Consider the following 17,331-nt stretch of genomic DNA (forward strand, 5'->3'; position numbering starts at 1 on the left):
ATGTTATTTTACTTTCTGAGCGATTATGCTGGCAATGGCCTTTTCACCGTCTATTACCGTCTCGCGGTAGAAGATTATCTTCATGCCCAGGTCCAAAAACAGGTGTAACAGTTCGTTTTCCTCAAGTAAGTACTCCCTGTTCTTCGGCCCGTGCAGACCTATGTTCAGGTTTTCGACGGTATAAGTCTCCATTATGACCATTCCGCCGGGTCTGAGCGCGGCCTTCATCTGCGCTATAAGGTCCCGCTGCAGATAATAGAAGCAGGCAATAAGGTCGTACCCTTCCTGCTCCAGCGTATAATCTTCCAGGTCGGCCTCAAAGGCATTTATCCGGACGCCTCTCTCAGCGGCCAGGCGCCTTGCCTTCTTTACCGCTACCGGTGAGATGTCGCAGCCGTCAACATCATAGCCCTGTTCTGCCAGAAAGACTGCATTGCGTCCCTCTCCCATGGCCAGTACCAGCGCCCTGCCCCCGGGCAGCAGGCTGACATTGCCGCTGAGGAACTTAAGAGGGTCCCTGCCGTAAACGTATTCTCCGCCGGCATAGCGCTCGTCCCAGCGCTCGCGGTCATCTGCCCCGCCATAGCCCTCGTCAATACCGAGGGCGACCCCGAAAAAGAACGCAGCCAGTACGCCTACACAGATAAGGCCTGCCGGTCCGCCCATGTTACCTATAACTGCCGCCATGAGACAAACGCCTCCAGGGACATGAAACACAGCGCCGCAAAGAGTAGTGTCGGCCAGAGTCTTTTGCCTTCTACCGCGCCTTCCGCACCCTTCATCGGGGTGGATATGCTGAAGCTTACATTTTCACGCCCCAACGCCCCTTCCAGTTGACTCCTGTCAATCTTGGTCAGGTCGCCTTCGCCGGGGTCCACGTTGACGGTGAAGGAGACCCTGGCACCCGCTCCACGGACGGTGTAAACCCCGGGGAAATGGGTTTCCGAGAATACAAGCGGCGCATGCGGCACAGAGTCGTCGATAATCGGCGCGCTCAGATTTCCCTTCGGGTCCAGCACTTCTACATTCCCCGCCTTATCACGTTCATAAACGGGCAGCTCGCAGTCCTCACCCACCAGCACGTCTTCACTCATCGATTCTATCAGATTGTCCGTCATGTAGCGGCATATCTGCTGCACGAGCGGCAGAAAGAGCGGTTTTACCGGCAGGTCCGTCCAGTCCCTGTTGATGGTAGAGGTAATGGTAAGAGCGCGTCCTTTGCCGTACGGGAGTTCAATGAGGGCCGGTGCGCCGTTGGAATAGCTGATTATACTGGTAGCGCTGCCGTCCATCTCGGGCTCTACCAGGAAGACCTTATGGAAGTGAGGTGAGCTGAGGACGTCCTTCCTCTCCCCGGCGAAAACCCTTAGCAGGCTGTGGGTGGTATCGAGAGGGGCGAATTCAAGGGGCTTTCCATCAGGACTGTCTACCGCCATACGCAGCCTGGGAACGAGCCCCGCAAAGGTAGAATTGTAGTACTCCGGAGTGACCCTGTCGCCCAGGCAGAAGAAGATATTGCCACCCTCTGCGGCATAGGTCTTCAATTCGGATATTTTTGTGCCGTCAAGCTTTTCAACGTTGGCGAGTACGACCATGTCATAGTCCCTAAACCTCGCCGCCCGAACCTCATTTGTGTTCATCAGCGTGGGATGTATGTGCGACGTGTGGAGCCGGGCCGGGTTCAGGGCCTTTTCCAGGTAGAACGTTGCGCCCTGGTAAATGTTTATACTTGGCGCGCCGTCTATCAGAAGCACCTTTATGTCCCTGACGTCGGGTAGTGAGAAAAACCTTTTGTTGTCGGCAGGCAAGGGGTCTTCCGGTATTTCCACGCTCACCTGCGTGCCGCCCTGCCCCGACACGTCCAGCAGGAATTCCTTTGTAGACGACTCCCAGGGTTCAAGCTGGAGAAAACCCTGTGCCACGTCCTTTCCATCTATCCAGGCCCTTACCAGGAGGTCTTTGAGCGGGGTGTCGGAGAAATTCGCGACTGTTGTGCTGAGCAGGACCTGTTCGTCCTTCCTTGTCCAGTCGTATTCGTATCGAAGACCGGTGACGGCGGTGTTGGGCAGTGGTTTTCCCTCTGAGACGTCGACTATATGCAGTCTTACCTGGTCCTTTTCAATCATATTTTTTTGCACCTCTTGCATCCCGTCACGTTCCCAGCCGTGTTTTGTAAGGTCCGTGAAGAGAAAAACCCTTTTACTCTGTTTACTGGATGAACCGAGTGCGCGAAGCGCGTCGTCCAGGCATGACGATACATCTGTAGAATAGTACGATGGTTCGATGCGGTCAATGGCGTCCAGGGCCTCGCTTTTATCGGTATTTGGCCTGGGCGGCGCCTCCGGGACTGGGAACACGGTTATAACGCAGCTCTCGTCCGAGGGCGAAAGTGAGCCCACAAACTGCCGCGCCCAGTCTTTGGCCCTTTCGAGAAGGGTTTCCCCTGCGACGGTATACCCCATACTGTATGAGTTGTCTATTATGAGCACGTTGCACGAGGGTGCGTCAGGGGCGAGTGCGGGTCCGGCATTGAGCAGGGGCTTTGCCAGAGCCATTGCGACGAACGCTATTATCGCCGCCCTCAGTAAGAGCAGAAGCAACTGCTCGAGCTTGAGCCGCGCAGCCACCTTTTTTTGAGAGCGGAGGATAAACTCCATTGCTGAGAATCGATAGGACGGGGCACGCCTTCTTCCCATCATGTGTATAATTATGGGAAGGCTTACGGCCAACAAACCCAGAAGGAAGATAGGACTGATGAAATTCATTATTACAACCTGGCGGTGATTCTCGAACGGGCAAGCTTTTCTCTGCTGCTCAGACACTCAAGGAGCGCGCGGTCTAACGGCGTAGAGGTGTTAATAAGCCAGTAGTCTATCTGGTTTTCAAGGCAGCCCTGGCGAAGAGTCTCTGTAAAGCCGGCAAACTCTGAGAGGTAACTGTCCCGCATGGCTCTGGGCTCCGCCAGCACGGTGCTGTGGTCTTCCATAGATTCAAAAAGTGTGAGTTCGTTGAAGGGAAACTTCAGTTCGTCGCTGTCCAGCACCTGGAGCATTATTACGTCATTTCTGCGCTTCCTCAGTTGCCGTAGTTTTTTTACGATCTCGTTCGGGTTGTCAAACAGGTCCGAGATGATTATCACCAGAGAGCGCCTTGATGTCTTTTCCGCCAGTTTTTCCAGGACACCGGGTATGTCCGCCTTTCCCCGCGCCTCAAGACCCTCCAGGGCCTGCAGCAAGGCCTGAAGGTGTGAGGATTTGGTGCGTGGCGGGACGTAATTCAAGATGTCTTCACAAAATACCGCCAGACCGGTAGCGTCTGACTGCATAAGCAACAGGTATGACAGGCAGGCGGCCAGCGTTGCCGAGTACTCCAGCTTTGTCATGGCGCCGGAGCCGTAGCCCATTGAACCGCTCGTGTCCAAGGCGATATAGGCCTTGAGGTTTGTCTCGTCTTCAAACTGTTTAAGGTGGTACTTGTCCGACCTGCCAAAGACTTTCCAGTCTATGTGTTTTATCTCGTCGCCGGGGGTGTATAGCTTATGTTCGAGAAACTCTATGCTTGAGCCCTTGTGAGGCCTCTTATGAATGCCGGAAAACGTTCCTTCCACTACGGTCCTGGCCCTGAGTGTCATATTGGAAATCCTGCTCAGTGTCGCGGGGTCGTATCTGCTGGTTGTATCAGGTTCTTTCACGACTAACCGCCCTCTTTTCTTGCTTCTTCAAGCAGCCTGTCTACTATCTCTCTGGACGTTACGCCTTCGGCCTCTGCGTGGAAGTTGGTTATGATACGGTGCTGGAGTATGGGGTGGCACAATGAATGAATATCGTCGGTGGTAACGGCGTATCGGCCCTGCAGTATAGCCCTGGCCTTTCCACCCAGTATCATGCTTTGCGAGGCCCGTGGCCCGGCGCCCCAGCTCACCCACTTCTTCACGAAGTCAGGGGCGTTTGGGTCTGTGGGGCGCGAGTTTCTTACTATCCTTACGGCGTAAGACAGCACATGGTCCGCCACCGGCACCCTGAGTACCAGGTCCTGCATCGCACAGATATCTTTCGCGCTGAATGCCTTTTCCAGCTCGGGTGTGTAGGAGGAGGTTGTGTTTCTGACTATGTCCATCTCCTCATGCTCTTTCGGATAGTCTATGTTTATCTGGAACATAAAGCGGTCCAGCTGTGCCTCCGGCAGGGGATAAGTGCCTTCCTGCTCTATAGGGTTCTGTGTGGCAAACACGAGAAACGGCAGGTCGAGAGGGTAGGTATGCCCGCTCGCGGTAATCTTGTATTCCTGCATGGACTGTAGCAGTGCGGCCTGTGTCTTGGGCGGTGTGCGGTTTATCTCGTCGGCCAGGAGGATATTGGCAAATAAAGGCCCTTTGATAAAGCGGAAGAAGCGCCGGCCCGTGTGAGTGTCCTGTTCGAGCACGTCTGTGCCCGTTATGTCGGCGGGCATTAGATCGGGAGTAAACTGTATCCGGCTGAATTTCAGGTTCAGCACGTCGGCCAGTGTGCTGACGAGCATGGTCTTTGCAAGCCCGGGCACGCCCACGAACAGACAGTGTCCTCTACAGAAGAGGGCAATCAACATGTGGTCAATTACCTCAACTTGCCCCACAATGACCTTTGAAATCTCTCGCCGTATCTTTTCCCTGCCTTCGGCTATCCTTTCCACCGCCTGCAGGTCAGTTTTTTCCGTCTCCTGGGCTGTGCCGCTCATGGCTTCTCCTCACAACATTAAGGGGACACGAAGGTTGAAATAAAGTGTAAGGTCTTGTTACTTACAGGCTTATGTCCCCATGTAATAACCTATCAAATGACGTGCTTTATTGCAAGGTAAACTTGTGGCGGTGTTAGCCGGTGCGGTTTGTCGAGGACGAGTTTGAAATCTGGGCGCAGCGGATACCGTCCGGGGAAAAACACTGGTTGCAGGAGATACACGCGGCTGCGGTGGAAATCCCCTTCCTCAGCTTTTTTACAAGATCAGGTTCTCTTATAAATGGGCGGCTCATGGAGATAAGGTCTGCCTTCTTGTCTTCTACAATGGATTCCATCACCCCGATTGACCTGATGCCGCCCACTACAATAATCGGCACGGAGACCGCCCTCTTTACCCTCTCTGCGTTAGAGACAAAAAAACCTTCCTTTTCAGGGGAGTCTATATCCGTCTGGCAGGCGCTTGGAAAACTCTCTGTGATGCCGCCGCTTGTCTCGATGGCGTCTATCCCCGTCTCGGCAAGCATTGTCGCCACCTCGACCGCGTCGTCCACACTCAGGCCGCCTTCCACAAAGTCATAGGTCTGGAGCTTTACAAATATGGGATAATCTTCCGCGGTCTGGCGTCTGCATGCCTTTAGGACCTCAAGCAGCATCCTTGCCCTGTTCTCAATGCATCCGCCCCATTCGTCATTGCGCCTGTTTGTATAGGGTGACAAAAACTCACTCAGCAGGTAGCCGTGAGCGGCGTGGATCTGTACGCCGTCGAACCCCGCCTCTCTGGCTCTTCCCGCGGCCTGGCCGAAATCGTTGATGATATCCAGTATGTCATCATGTATAAGCTCTCTTGGTGTCACGCCAGTGCTCTTATCCGTTACGGCCGAAGGGGCGACGGGCGTAGAGCCGCATATCTCAGGCTTAGTCTGCCGGCCTCCGTGGTTTATCTGGAGCATCATCTTTGTGTCGTATGGCCTGAGCCGCTCAAGAAGCCGCCGGTAGGCCGGTATAAACCTGTCGTCGTATATTGCCGCCTGTTTTTTGCTGGCCTTGCCGTTTTCTTTGACGTAGGAGTGGCCTGTTATTATGAGTCCGACCTCTCCGCGGGCGAGCTGTTCATAAAGCTCAGCCTGTCTATCGGTAACGAAATCGTTCTCATCCGTCATGTACTCGTTCGTAGCGGAACGCACAAAACGATTTGGCAGCGTTAGCGTGTTTATGTTTACAGGAGTGAACAGTGGTTTAGTCATGAACGCGGTCTTTGAAGAGAAGTTTTATAGAGAATGGTGACGGGAAGTTTTTTTGGCAGAAAAAGCGGGGGTGACCCGCCAGGGCCACCCCCATTGTATACGATATGTTTACAATTCCGGCCATCAGTACATCCGGCCCTGACAATTCCTGATTAATGGCACCTCTTCTTACTGGGTATCATACAGAGCAGCGTAAAAGCGCTTTTACCGGCATTTTTAAATTGGTGTCGCTCGCCTTTGGGGATAAACACCACATCTCCCTCCTTAAGTGCCTTTTCGCCCTCACCGTTGACAACGGCACCCTCGCCGCTAAGGACGAATATCTCGTGCTCCCAGGCATGGGTGTGCATCGGAGTGTGGCCGTTTGGGTCAATTTCAAAGTGTCTCATCACAAAGTTATCCGCGCCTTTATCCTCATTTATCATCCAGCGAATCTTTACCTCTCTTGCGCCTTCGATAACAGGTTCAGCGGAAAAATCTCTCAAATTAGATATGAACATTAGCCGCCTCCTATATAAAAAACATGCTAAAGGTAAGCTGCAATCTTATCCAAATCCTTGTAACTTGAGATAGGGGTTGCGCCCTGACTGAGTAAGGTTTCATTGCCCATGGCGCTTCCGGGTGGATTGGTATACTTGAGGGCAAAAGTCTTTCTGCCAAGGGCCCTGGCATGAGAGAATGTATGGGCTGCACCCCCACCGACTTCAGTCTCTACAACAAGCACCGCGTCACTCAGACCTGCAATCAGCCTGTTCCTGGACAGAGCGGTACCCACAGACCATTGTTGATTGGGAAAACTTTCGGAGATAATCGTATAGCCCCCGCTATTACCGGCATGCGGTCTGAGTGTCTTGTTCCACACAAAATGGTCGAAGCCTGTCGGTATTGCCATTATAGTGTGGCCAGCTCCGCTGGCCGCAAAGGTCTCCATCGCCCCCAGGTGTGCCGCAGTGTCGATGCCGCGCGCATATCCACTAATTATCGCGACGCCCCTTTGTGCCAGTATCCTGGCGGCATCTGCGGCGATCCGGTAGCCTTTCTCGGAAGGCCTGGAGGAACCAACGATTGCTACTGCCCTCTCATTCGTTTTCAAACAATTTCCTCTAGAATATAATACCACAGATGCATTTTTTATCATCCTAATTTTTGAGGGATACGCCTTATCAGCAAGCGTCAGCACACGCACATTTTTGGAAGTCAGTTGATTTACAGTGCTTACGAAATACCGCAACATTTTCTTTGCTTTAAAAATACCTTTTATCAGGTCCTGTTTCAGCCATTTTATCGAATTGAGGTCACGCCTTGAGGCCTCAAGCAGTACGGTCTGCGGATTGCCGAATTTTTCCAGCAGTCTCCGGTAGGTTACCGGGCCAAGACCGGGCACACTGTGCAGGGCCACCCAGTACACGGCGGGTTCAACATCCCGCATGGCATTCTGTCTATGCCTCAAGGGCATCACGCAACCCGTCCCCGAGAAAATTGAGGGCGAACAATGTGGAGGCCAGTGCCGCTCCCGGAAACACTACCAGCCACCAAACCGTCTTTACAGGAGTGATATGTATCATACCATCGGCGGCCAGGTTGCCCCAGCTGGATGCTGGGGGCTGCACGCCCAGCCCCAGAAAACTTAGAAATGCCTCCTCCAGCATCACCGCCGGCACGGTCAGGGTGGCGTAGACGATTATCGGCCCCATGAGATTCGGCAGGAGGTGGAAGATTATTATGCGGGCGTTACTGGCGCCAAGCGCCCTCGCGGCCTCCACAAACTCCCTTTCCTTCAGCATCAGCATTTGCCCCCTGACGATCCTGGCCATGGTGAGCCATTGTACCGCCCCCAGTGCGATAAACAGCACTAAAACGCTCCTGCCAACGATAGTCATGATTAGTATCACGAAGAACAAGAACGGCAGGCCGTAAAAGATGTCCACAATGCGCATCATTATGTTGTCTGTCCTTCCACCCGCAAAGCCTGCCACACAGCCGTAGGTCACGCCGATTATGAGGCTCACCGCGGCACCGGCCAGCCCCACCGCCATTGATATCCTGCCCCCGTACAACACCCTTGTCATCAGGTCGCGCCCTTTACTGTCCGTGCCCATCCAGTGGCTGAAGCTGGGGCTTTGATACTGCTCCTCAAGGTTCTGTTCTTCGTAGGAGTAAGGCATTATTACGGGTGTCAGGAGGATTATTATTCCGAAGACGATTAGAAATGCGGCCCCTGCGAGCGCGGGCCTGCTCTTCATGAAGCGTTTTAAGAACGTTCGCCTGTATCTTTGCTCGCTCATATGTCCCTAAATTCTTACCCTCGGGTCCAGGAATGAATAAATGATGTCCACCGCAAGGTTGAAGATTACAAGGAGAAGACTGTACAGCAGCACGGTGCCCATGACCAATGTGTAATCCCTGTTGAGTGCGGCATTCACAAAGTGTGTGCCGAGACCGGGTATCGCAAAGGTCTTCTCAATTACTACCGAGCCCGTGAGTATCGCGGCGGCGGCAGGGCCCATAAACGATACCACCGGAGTGATGGCGTTCTTCATGGCATGGCGTAAGACCACCTGAAATTCTGAAAGGCCCTTCGCCCTGGCCGTTTGTATATAGGGCTGAGAGAGTACGTCAAGCATACCGGCCCTCATCAGCCGGGCGATATACGCGGTGAACGGGGCTGCCAGGGACAGAACCGGCAATACCATCTGTCCCGGACTCCCCCACCCGGCCGCCGGAAAAAGCGGGAGTTTAAAACAGAATATTAATAACAGGATTAAGCCGATAAAGAAACTGGGCAGAGATATTCCCAGCATGGCCACAAACATGGTGGTAAAATCGAGGGCGGAGTGTTTCTTAACGGCGGCAAACGTTCCGGCACTCACGCCCACGATGAATGCCAGAGAGAGGGCGTAGATCCCCAGCGTAAGTGATATGGGGAAGGACTGGGCGATGATGTCGTTAACAGTCCGGTTTCTGTACTTGAAGGAAGGCCCCAGGTCGCCCTTGACAAGCCCCCCCATGTAGATGAGGTACTGGACGCCGAGCGACCGGTCGAGATGGTACTTGGCATTCAGGTTTTTCTCGATGGCCTGGGGCAGACTCCGCTCCTTATCGAACGGCCCCCCCGGGGCAAACCTCATCAGGAAGAAGCTGGCTGTCGCTATTATAAACAGGACGATAATCAGCCATGCGCATCTACGGAGTATATAGGAGGTTAATGATTGTCCCATTCCCAACTAGCCGGACCCCCCCGCGTTATCTACCCGGATATATTTCCAGGGGTGAATGTTAAGGAGATTGGGGAATATACCCATTATGTCGGACCTGTACATGTTCAGGCTTGAGTAGTAATAAACGGGCAGGATCGGCAGCTCGTCGACTACAAGGATCTTTTCCGCCTCACGGAAGAGTTCCATGCGTCTCTTACTGTCGGGCTCTCCTGCCGCGGCCTTAATTAGCTCATCGTAACGCCGGTTGCCCCAGCCCGTGCGGTTATTACCGCCGTCGGTGACAAACATGTCCAGAAAGGTGTTGGGGTCTATATAATCTCCTATCCAGTTGCCCCTGCAGATCTGGTAATCCAGGTTTTTCATGGTGGAGAGGAAGACCTTCCATTCCTGGTTCACCAGCGTGATGTGTACCCCGAGGTTTGTTTTCCACATCTGTTGAATTACTTCGGCTATGTCTTTGTTGGCCTCACTCGTGTTGAACAGGTACTCGGCATACGGAAACCCGCGCCCCCCCGGATACCCCGCATCCGCCAGCAGTCTCCGGGCCTCCTCAGGATTAAACGGCAGCCCCGTTGGCGGCTGATAGCCGGGCATCCCCGGAGGAACCAGCGTGGTAGCCGGCACCTCTCCCCCCTTTGTGACGTATCTGACAATCCTCTCCTTGTCAATGGCCATGTCAAAGGCCTTTCTGACGCGGACGTCGTCAAAGGGCGGAACGGTCACGTTAAAGCGGATAAAAGAGGTGGCGAGAAAGACGTATGTATGGAAGTCATCGCGGCCCCTGAGTACGTCTATAAGTGACAGGGGCAGGCCGTAGAGCATGTCCGCGTCCCCGGTTTCGTATACGTTAAAGCCGGTGTTTATACTCTCTATACTCAGTGCGTCTACAGACTTGAGCTTGACACGCTGCGCGTCCCAGTACAGGGGGTTCTTCTCCATATAAATTTTGTTATTTATCTTCCACTCAACCAGATGAAACGGGCCGTTACAGACCATGTTCTCAGGGCGGGTCCAATACTCCCCGTATGTCTCCAGGCACTTCCTGTTGACGGGCATCAGTGTCGGGAAGCTGGTAAGGTCCAGGAAAAAGGCCGTCGGGGTTTCAAGGCGTACCTGGAGGGTATAATCATCCAGCGCGCGAACCCCCACCTCTGAGAATTCAGTAAGTATGCCCTCGTTGAACGGACGCGCATTTTTGAGGTAATAAAGCTGGTATGCGTAATCCGCGGCGGTCATCGGGTGGAGCGCCCGCTTCCATGAGTATACAAAGTCGTGGGCGGTGAGCCGTTCGCCGTTACTCCACCGTGACTCCCTCAGGTAAAATGTGTACGTCAGCAGATCCTCGGAGACGGACCATGACTTGGCAACGCCGGGTGTGGGCGACAGGTCTTTGGGCTGGTACTGGGTAAGCCCCTCAAAGAGCGCGGCCACAATCCTTCCCTCAACAAAACCGGTCAGGAGCGCCGGGTCAAGGGTCTCCGGTTCCGGGCCGTTTACGTAGGTAAACTCGGCCCGCTCGTACCTGTGAGTGGCAAAGGTGATTACGGTACACAGGATGATGGGTACTAAGACTATGGGGAGAAGTATCTTAAGCATACACGGCAACCTCTGTCACGCCCGCAAGGACTGTCATTCTGAGGGAATGAAATGACCGAAGAATCTAGACTCTTCGCTGCCCCTTCGCTACGCTCAGGGCTTTGGCTCAGAGTGACACATAGCGTTTGAGGACTTTTGCAGAGCCCTCACCTGGTAAAGAACGGCCTTTACGGTAGTAAGATGAGTTGATATTATATCTCCGCGGCTATTTTATCAGTTTCTTTGCCATTTTCTAATAGAGAATCCACATTATTTTATTGCAAAGGATGCAGGTAGCAAAGGCCCTGGAACTGTCCCTGAGAATAACTCATCCGTCATTACCGGTAAAGTGGGGCACTGAATATTGGAGACGATTGTGCGCGGGAAGCTTATTGCGATAGAGGGTATAGACGGGAGCGGCAAGACGGTGCAGGCCCACCTGCTCATGGAGGAGCTTAAGAAGGCGGGCCGTCCGGCGGTAGACGTGCGGTTTCCGCATCGCCGGCAGGGGTTCTTCGGGAAGATGATTCACAGGTATCTTAACGGGGAGTTTGGCAGCTCCAGTGAGGTAAACCCGTACCTTGCGGCCACACTCTACGCGGGGGAGCGTTTTGAGGCAAAGAATATGCTGGAGGACTGGCTGGCGGAAGGAAAGATTGTGATAGCAAGACGCTACGTCCCCTCAAACCAGGCGCACCAGGGAGGTAAACTGGCCGAGCCGCACCAGAAACGGAAATTCTTCGAGTGGGTGGAGGAACTGGAGTATGAGGTTTACGGCAACCCCAGACCCGACGTTATTATCTACCTGGAACTTTCCACAGAGACCGCAATGGAACTAATCAGAAAGAGATACAGGGAGAAGACCAGGCAGGAGGTGGCAAGGGACATACACGAGGAAGACCCGTCACACCTGAAGGCGGCTGAGGATTCTTACAGGGAGCTGGCCTCAGGAGGCGCCCCGTGGGAGACCATACCCTGCACCGGCAACGGCACACTGCTGCATGAGGGAGAGATAGCCGAAAAGGTATGGGCCGCGGTCAGCAGGGCCATCATCTGACCCGGCCTCTACCCGCTGCCGCCTGTCCTCCGTCTTCTGTTAAAGAACGGGAAGGTGCCGTAACAGTCAACCCCGGACGTCTTAGGGAATTTTATGCCGAAACAAACGCCCCTTTATTCCGTGCACAAGGCACTTGGAGCCAGCCTGACGGAGTTCCACGGCTTCCTGCTCCCCCTTGAATATACTACCATTACGGAAGAGCATATGGCCGTCAGGAACCGCGCGGGCATCTTTGACCTCTCACACATGGGGGAGATTGAGATATCCGGCGGCGCGGCGCTTGAATTTATTCAAGGGATTATTGCCAACGATGCGGAAGGACTGTCGGACGGGAAGGCCCTGTATACGCCCATCTGTAACGAACGCGGCGGCATAGTTGACGACGTAATGCTGTACCGCTTCAGCGCCGAAAGGTTTGTGCTTGTAGTAAACGCCGGTAATATACAGAAGATGTTCGACTGGCTGGTGGGCAATCAAACGAAGAACGTCACGATAAATGACCTGAGTGACGGTCTCGGGATGATTGCGGTGCAGGGTCCCGCATCCGCCTCTATTATAGAAGAAGCGCTGGGCAGGGATGAGGCGAATATCAGACGCTTCCACTTTCTTGTAAACGAACAGGCGGCGGCAGACCCTGTAACAGTCTCCCGGACCGGATACACGGGGGAGGATGGTTTTGAGATGTACGTGCCCGTCGCACAGTGTGAGACTATATGGAATAGGATTATGGGCGCGGGCACGAAGAAAGGACTCCAGCCCGCGGGGCTTGGAGCCAGAGACACACTCAGAGTTGAGGCCGGTCTGCTGCTCTACGGGAATGACATAGACGACCATACCACACCCCTGGAGGCCGGTATAGACTGGACGGTAAAATTCGATAAGGGAGATTTTATCGGCAGGGCGGCCCTGCTGGACCAGAAGGCATCGGGCATCCGGATGAGGCTTGTCGGTCTTGAACTTGTGGAAAGGGGAATCCCCAGGGCGGGATGCCGGATATTCGCAGGCTCTAATATCGTGGGCAAGGTTACAAGCGGTACCCACAGCCCTTTTTTTAAGAAGGGTATCGCCATGGGATACGTATACGCAGAGGAGAGGTGTTCCAACGTGGGCAGCCTGGTCCACGTGGACGTCAGGGGCACGAGACTGGCTGCCCGGATTATCAAGCTGCCGTTTTATCGTGTCAAGTATCACGGAAAACACTTTAATTAGGAGGCCAGATGGATTTCCCGGCGGATGTATCATACACAGACAGCCATGAATGGGTAAGGCCGGATAAAAATTCGGCGCAGGTAGTGGTGGGGCTTACGGCCTATGCCCAGGAGCAGCTAAGGGACGTTGTGTTTATAGAGCTGCCTAAAGTCGGTAAGACGTTTGCCGTGAAAGACCCGTGCGCCGTGGTTGAGTCCGTGAAGGCCGCCTTTGACATCTACGCCCCGGTGTCGGGAACAATTTCGGGCGTTAATGCTGAGCTGGAAGACGCGCCGGAACTTGTTAATAAGGACCCGTACGGGAAGGGCTGGCTCTTTACCATAAAGATGAGCAACCCGGATGAACTAAAGGGCCTGATGACCACCGAGGAATACAGGACGTTGTGTGAAAAAGAGGGGCGTTAGTATGGACTACGTGCCGCACACGGATACGGACAAGAAAGAGATGCTCAGGGAAATCGGCGTGGGTTCGACCGACGACCTGTTTAAAATAGTGCCGGAGGAATTTAAAAACGTCTCGCTCGACCTGCCCGGGCCAATATCCGAGCAGGAGCTTGTTGCCCGGCTCAAGACGCTTGGCAAAAAGAACTGCAACCTTGACGAGTATATCTCCTTTCTGGGTGCGGGCACGTATGAACACTTCTGCCCGAGCTTAATAGACTATCTCTCATCCAGGGGCGAGTTTCTTACCTGCTACACGCCCTATCAGGCGGAGGCAAGTCAGGGCACGCTTCAGGTGATATACGAGTTCCAGACACTGATGGCCGAGCTTACCGGTATGGACGTGGCCAACGCATCGCTATACGACGGCGCCACCGCCCTGGCTGAGGCCGCGCTCCTTGCCCTGCGATATACAGAGCGTAAGAAGGTAGTTGTGTCAAAGGCCATTCACCCTGAGTACAGGGAGGTTCTGTGTACATATTTGCGTCCACTGAGGATGAACGTGGCCGAGGTAGATGTGCCGCATGGCGTTACGGAGGCCGGGGCCGTGGGGGCCGTAGTGGACTCAGAGACGGCGGCAGTGCTGGTTCAGAATCCGAATTTTTTCGGATGCCTTGAAAATGTGGACGAACTCTCCGCGCTGGCGCATGATAAGGGCGCGCTGCTGATTAGCTGTGTAAACCCCATAAGCCTCGGCATCATAAAACCTCCGGGCGAATACGGGGCGGACATAGCGGTCGGAGACGCACAGCCGCTGGGTAACTATCCGAATTTCGGTGGTTCTCACATTGGCTTCTTTGCGGTGAAGAAGGAATTCATGAGGAAGATACCCGGCAGGCTCGCCGGGCTTACCAATGATTCGAAGGGGCGAAGGGGTTTTGTGCTGACGCTCCAGGCCCGCGAACAGCACATAAGACGTGAACGGGCCACATCCAATATATGCACCAACCAGAACCTCCTCGCCCTGCGCGCGTGCATATACCTGTCGGCCCTGGGGAAGGAGGGATTGAGAGAGCTGGCGGAACTAAATATACAGAAGAGCCACTACGCCTTTGAGCAGGTCTGCGCCCTCGAAGGATTTAGACCGCTCTTTAACACCACCGGCCACTTCTTTAACGAATTTGCCATAAAACTCCCAAAAGGGCTGGAATCCCGCGTAAACAGCCTGCTCTTCAGTAACGGTATCATCGGCGGCCTGCCGCTTGGAAGGTTTTACCGGGAATTTAATGGAGCCATGCTATTTTGCGTGACTGAAATGAGGACAAAGGCCGATATAGACAAACTGGTACAATCCCTTAGCGGTGTATCGGGAGATTCGTAGGGGCACGCTACACGTCGCGTGCAAGCTGGCGCATAGGAGCGGACTGTGACCGAGAAACTTATATTTGAGATATCATCGCCGGGCCGCAGATGTGTGCGTATGCCCGATGCGGACGTGCCCGTAAAACCCCTTGCTGACATGCTCCCGACTGTACTTCAGAGGGCAACCCCGCCTAAACTGCCTGAGGTCTCTGAGCTGGACGTGGTCAGGCACTATACGAGGCTTTCACAGCTCAACTACTCTGTTGACGGTAATTTCTGTCCCCTGGGTTCCTGCACCATGAAGTATAATCCCAGGGTACACGAGGCCATTGTGTCTCAAGACGGCTTCAGAAAACTCCACCCCTATCAGCCTCATGGGCAGACCCAGGGCACGTTGCAGTTATTGTATGAATTTATTGAGACCTTAAAACATGTCTGCGGCATGGCGGATTTCACGCTGCAACCCGCGGCGGGAGCCCACGCGGAGATGCTGGGGATGATGATTGTAAGGGCATATTATGAGAAGAAGGGGGAAGCGAGAAAGAAGATATTAATCCCGGACACCGCGCATGGCACCAATCCGGCATCCGCGGCGCTATGCGGATTTGACGTGGTCGAGGTGGAGTCAAACCGGCAGGGCATGATGGATACCGGCGCTCTCAGGAAGGCCGTGTCGTCCGACGTGGCCGCCCTGATGCTTACAAACCCGAACACACTGGGGATTTTCGAGAAGGACGTTGCGGAGAGCTGCCACATCCTCCATGAGGCGGGAGGGCTTGTGTACTGCGACGGCGCCAACATGAACGCCATGCTGGGCAGGATGAGGCCCGGCGATATGGGGATAGATTTGCTGCACCTTAATCTGCACAAGACGTTCACGGGACCTCACGGCGGCGGCGGGCCGGGCTCGGGACCCCTTGGTGTTACGGCGGCCCTGCGGCCGTTCCTACCCGTCCCCAGAATTGAGCAAAAGCACGGTACGTACATGTTCAATTACAATTTCCCCAATTCTATCGGCCGGGTCAAACCCTACTACGGTAACATAGGGGTGATAATAAAGGCCTACTCCTACATCCTTGCCATAGGGAAGGAGGGGCTTTCAAGGGTGAGTGAGGCGGCCGTGATAAACGCGAATTATCTGAAGAAAAAGCTTTCAGGACACTACGACATCCCTTACCCGGAGGGCTGCATGCACGAGTTTGTGGTCTCCGGCAGGAGGCAAAAAAAACTCGGCGTTACGACGCTTGATATTGCGAAGAGGCTGCTCGATTACGGGTTCTATGCCCCGACCACTTATTTCCCCCTTACCGTAGAAGAGGCCATGATGATAGAACCTACCGAGACGGAGAGCAGGGAGACCCTCGATGCCTTTGCCGAAGCCTTGATAAAGATAGCCGAGGAGACGGAAAAAACTCCGGAGCTGGTAAAAGGCGCGCCGCATAATACGCCCGTTGGAAGGCTAGACGAGGTGAAGGCCGCCAGAAAACCTGACCTGAGATGGGATTTCAGTTAGCATTATGGCGTGGGCCTGAATGTTACAGAACGTAATGTGGAAACATATATGAAGGTTATTTTTTTATTAATTATTTTTCTAGTTCTTACGGGGTGTTCCTCCGGGCCAGACCCGGAACACCCTGAAGCGGCTGACACGTTAAGCTCCGAGAGGAATGAGAGTGTGGGCGAATCGCTCGGCTCTACAGAGGATGGCGAGACGTCGGGGGTGGAGGGCGAATTATTTCCGCAGGAACCCAGGCCGTTGTTCTCAAACTAACAGAACAGACTGATTATGAATTACGAAAAGACCTGGCGGCTGATACACGATCCGCCGCAAGAGGCGTATACTAATATGGCTGTAGACGAGGCCCTCGCCAGGACGATTGCGAGCCCTGCCAATGGTGATGTGCCAACGCTGCGTATATATTCCTGGGAACCCGGTTCCGTATCTATCGGTTATTTTCAGCAAAGTTCTCGTGTGATGGATTCTCTGGGGCTGGATGCCGGCAAAAGGGATTTTGCGCTCGTGCGGAGGCCCACGGGTGGCTCGGCCGTGCTTCATAACGGCGGCCCAAGTTTTTCGCTGACCGTGAAGAACGGCCTGCATAATTCTCCTCGTGCAAGGATCAGGGTCACAGAGCTGTACGGTTTGCTGGGCCGGTGTGTTGTAGAAACGTCCCGGCGGCTGGGCATACCGGCAGGCCTTTGTGACGGAGCAGGGAAACCCAACGATAATCCGAACCTGTGCGTCTCTACCCTCTGCACATATGATGTAGTGTCCGATGGGAGGAAGGTGGCAGGTTACGCGGCCAGGCGTCTTCGGGATGTCACGCTCCTGCAGGGGTATATCACCCTTCCGGACGGTTTGAGCGCGCGGGAATTGTACCATGCCATAACAGGGGCGGTAGCGGACGTAGCGGGCGTAAGCCTTATAGAAGGGACTCTAACACGGGAAGAAAGCGCTGTAGCGGCCAAACTAGAGGTGGAAAAGTATACGCGCAGGGAGTGGAATTATAAGAGGTAGGCTGGTTGTTGGAGCGGATAGACCATTACACACGGCCAGCATGTTTTCCTGCACGG

Annotated in this window: 16 protein-coding genes; 6 read left to right on the forward strand and 10 right to left on the reverse strand. The window is 54.1% G+C overall.

Translation table 11 applies throughout. The features are described from left to right. Nucleotides 1-3 precede the first annotated feature (3 nt). The 10 genes from NOU37_06070 to NOU37_06115 form a co-directional block, all read right to left on the reverse strand. A complete protein-coding gene (locus NOU37_06070; GenBank protein MCQ4574797.1) occupies nucleotides 4-687 on the reverse strand; it encodes a methyltransferase domain-containing protein in 684 nt (227 codons plus the stop codon). Further along, nucleotides 672-2,765 (reverse strand): BatA domain-containing protein, encoded by a 2,094-nt coding sequence (locus NOU37_06075; GenBank protein MCQ4574798.1) that lies wholly within the window; start codon nucleotides 2,763-2,765, stop codon nucleotides 672-674. Before NOU37_06075 ends, NOU37_06070 begins: the two co-directional genes overlap by 16 nt. Nucleotides 2,766-2,767: 2 nt before the next feature. After that, entirely contained in the window at nucleotides 2,768-3,691 is a 924-nt protein-coding gene (locus tag NOU37_06080; protein MCQ4574799.1) for a DUF58 domain-containing protein, read from the reverse strand. 2 nt (nucleotides 3,692-3,693) lie between these two features. Next, the gene (locus tag NOU37_06085) at nucleotides 3,694-4,713 is read right to left on the reverse strand and encodes a MoxR family ATPase (GenBank protein ID MCQ4574800.1); all 1,020 of its coding nucleotides are present in this window, start codon (nucleotides 4,711-4,713) and stop codon (nucleotides 3,694-3,696) included. A gap of 133 nt (nucleotides 4,714-4,846) precedes the next feature. Further along, nucleotides 4,847-5,956, reverse strand: a complete 1,110-nt coding sequence (locus NOU37_06090) for an NADH:flavin oxidoreductase (protein ID MCQ4574801.1) — start codon at nucleotides 5,954-5,956, stop codon at nucleotides 4,847-4,849. A gap of 152 nt (nucleotides 5,957-6,108) precedes the next feature. Continuing rightward, entirely contained in the window at nucleotides 6,109-6,456 is a 348-nt protein-coding gene (locus NOU37_06095) for a cupin domain-containing protein (protein ID MCQ4574802.1), read from the reverse strand. A 26-nt stretch (nucleotides 6,457-6,482) separates the two neighbouring features. Then, nucleotides 6,483-7,385 carry a DNA-protecting protein DprA gene (locus NOU37_06100; GenBank protein MCQ4574803.1) on the reverse strand — a complete coding sequence of 301 codons (903 nt, stop codon included), beginning with the start codon at nucleotides 7,383-7,385 and terminating at the stop codon, nucleotides 6,483-6,485. Between the two features lie 10 nt (nucleotides 7,386-7,395). Then, nucleotides 7,396-8,241: an ABC transporter permease gene (locus NOU37_06105; protein ID MCQ4574804.1), complete on the reverse strand. Its 846-nt coding sequence runs from the start codon at nucleotides 8,239-8,241 to the stop codon at nucleotides 7,396-7,398. A 6-nt stretch (nucleotides 8,242-8,247) separates the two neighbouring features. Further along, on the reverse strand, nucleotides 8,248-9,174 hold the full coding sequence (locus NOU37_06110) for an ABC transporter permease (GenBank protein MCQ4574805.1): 927 nt from the start codon (nucleotides 9,172-9,174) through the stop codon (nucleotides 8,248-8,250). A 6-nt stretch (nucleotides 9,175-9,180) separates the two neighbouring features. Further along, nucleotides 9,181-10,770, reverse strand: coding sequence for a peptide ABC transporter substrate-binding protein (locus NOU37_06115; GenBank protein MCQ4574806.1), 1,590 nt, complete (start codon nucleotides 10,768-10,770; stop codon nucleotides 9,181-9,183). Nucleotides 10,771-11,125: 355 nt separating this feature from the next. Between NOU37_06115 and tmk the strand changes: the two genes are divergently transcribed. From tmk to NOU37_06145, 6 genes are all read left to right on the forward strand, one after another. Beyond that, complete coding sequence (gene tmk / locus NOU37_06120) at nucleotides 11,126-11,806, forward strand: dTMP kinase (GenBank protein MCQ4574807.1); 681 nt, start codon at nucleotides 11,126-11,128, stop codon at nucleotides 11,804-11,806. A 93-nt stretch (nucleotides 11,807-11,899) separates the two neighbouring features. Then, nucleotides 11,900-13,015 (forward strand): glycine cleavage system aminomethyltransferase GcvT, encoded by a 1,116-nt coding sequence (gcvT, locus tag NOU37_06125; GenBank protein MCQ4574808.1) that lies wholly within the window; start codon nucleotides 11,900-11,902, stop codon nucleotides 13,013-13,015. 8 nt (nucleotides 13,016-13,023) lie between these two features. Beyond that, nucleotides 13,024-13,419, forward strand: a complete 396-nt coding sequence (gene gcvH / locus NOU37_06130; protein ID MCQ4574809.1) for a glycine cleavage system protein GcvH — start codon at nucleotides 13,024-13,026, stop codon at nucleotides 13,417-13,419. Then, nucleotides 13,400-14,776, forward strand: coding sequence for an aminomethyl-transferring glycine dehydrogenase subunit GcvPA (gene gcvPA / locus NOU37_06135; protein ID MCQ4574810.1), 1,377 nt, complete (start codon nucleotides 13,400-13,402; stop codon nucleotides 14,774-14,776). The genes gcvH and gcvPA overlap by 20 nt, the downstream gene beginning before the upstream one ends. 45 nt (nucleotides 14,777-14,821) lie before the next feature. Then, nucleotides 14,822-16,270 carry an aminomethyl-transferring glycine dehydrogenase subunit GcvPB gene (gene gcvPB / locus NOU37_06140; protein ID MCQ4574811.1) on the forward strand — a complete coding sequence of 483 codons (1,449 nt, stop codon included), beginning with the start codon at nucleotides 14,822-14,824 and terminating at the stop codon, nucleotides 16,268-16,270. A gap of 273 nt (nucleotides 16,271-16,543) precedes the next feature. Next, nucleotides 16,544-17,275: a lipoate--protein ligase family protein gene (locus NOU37_06145; protein ID MCQ4574812.1), complete on the forward strand. Its 732-nt coding sequence runs from the start codon at nucleotides 16,544-16,546 to the stop codon at nucleotides 17,273-17,275. Nucleotides 17,276-17,331 lie beyond the last annotated feature (56 nt).

Source organism: Candidatus Bathyanammoxibius amoris (assembly GCA_024451685.1).
In the GTDB taxonomy this organism is placed as follows: Bacteria; Planctomycetota; Brocadiia; order Brocadiales; family Bathyanammoxibiaceae; genus Bathyanammoxibius; species Bathyanammoxibius amoris.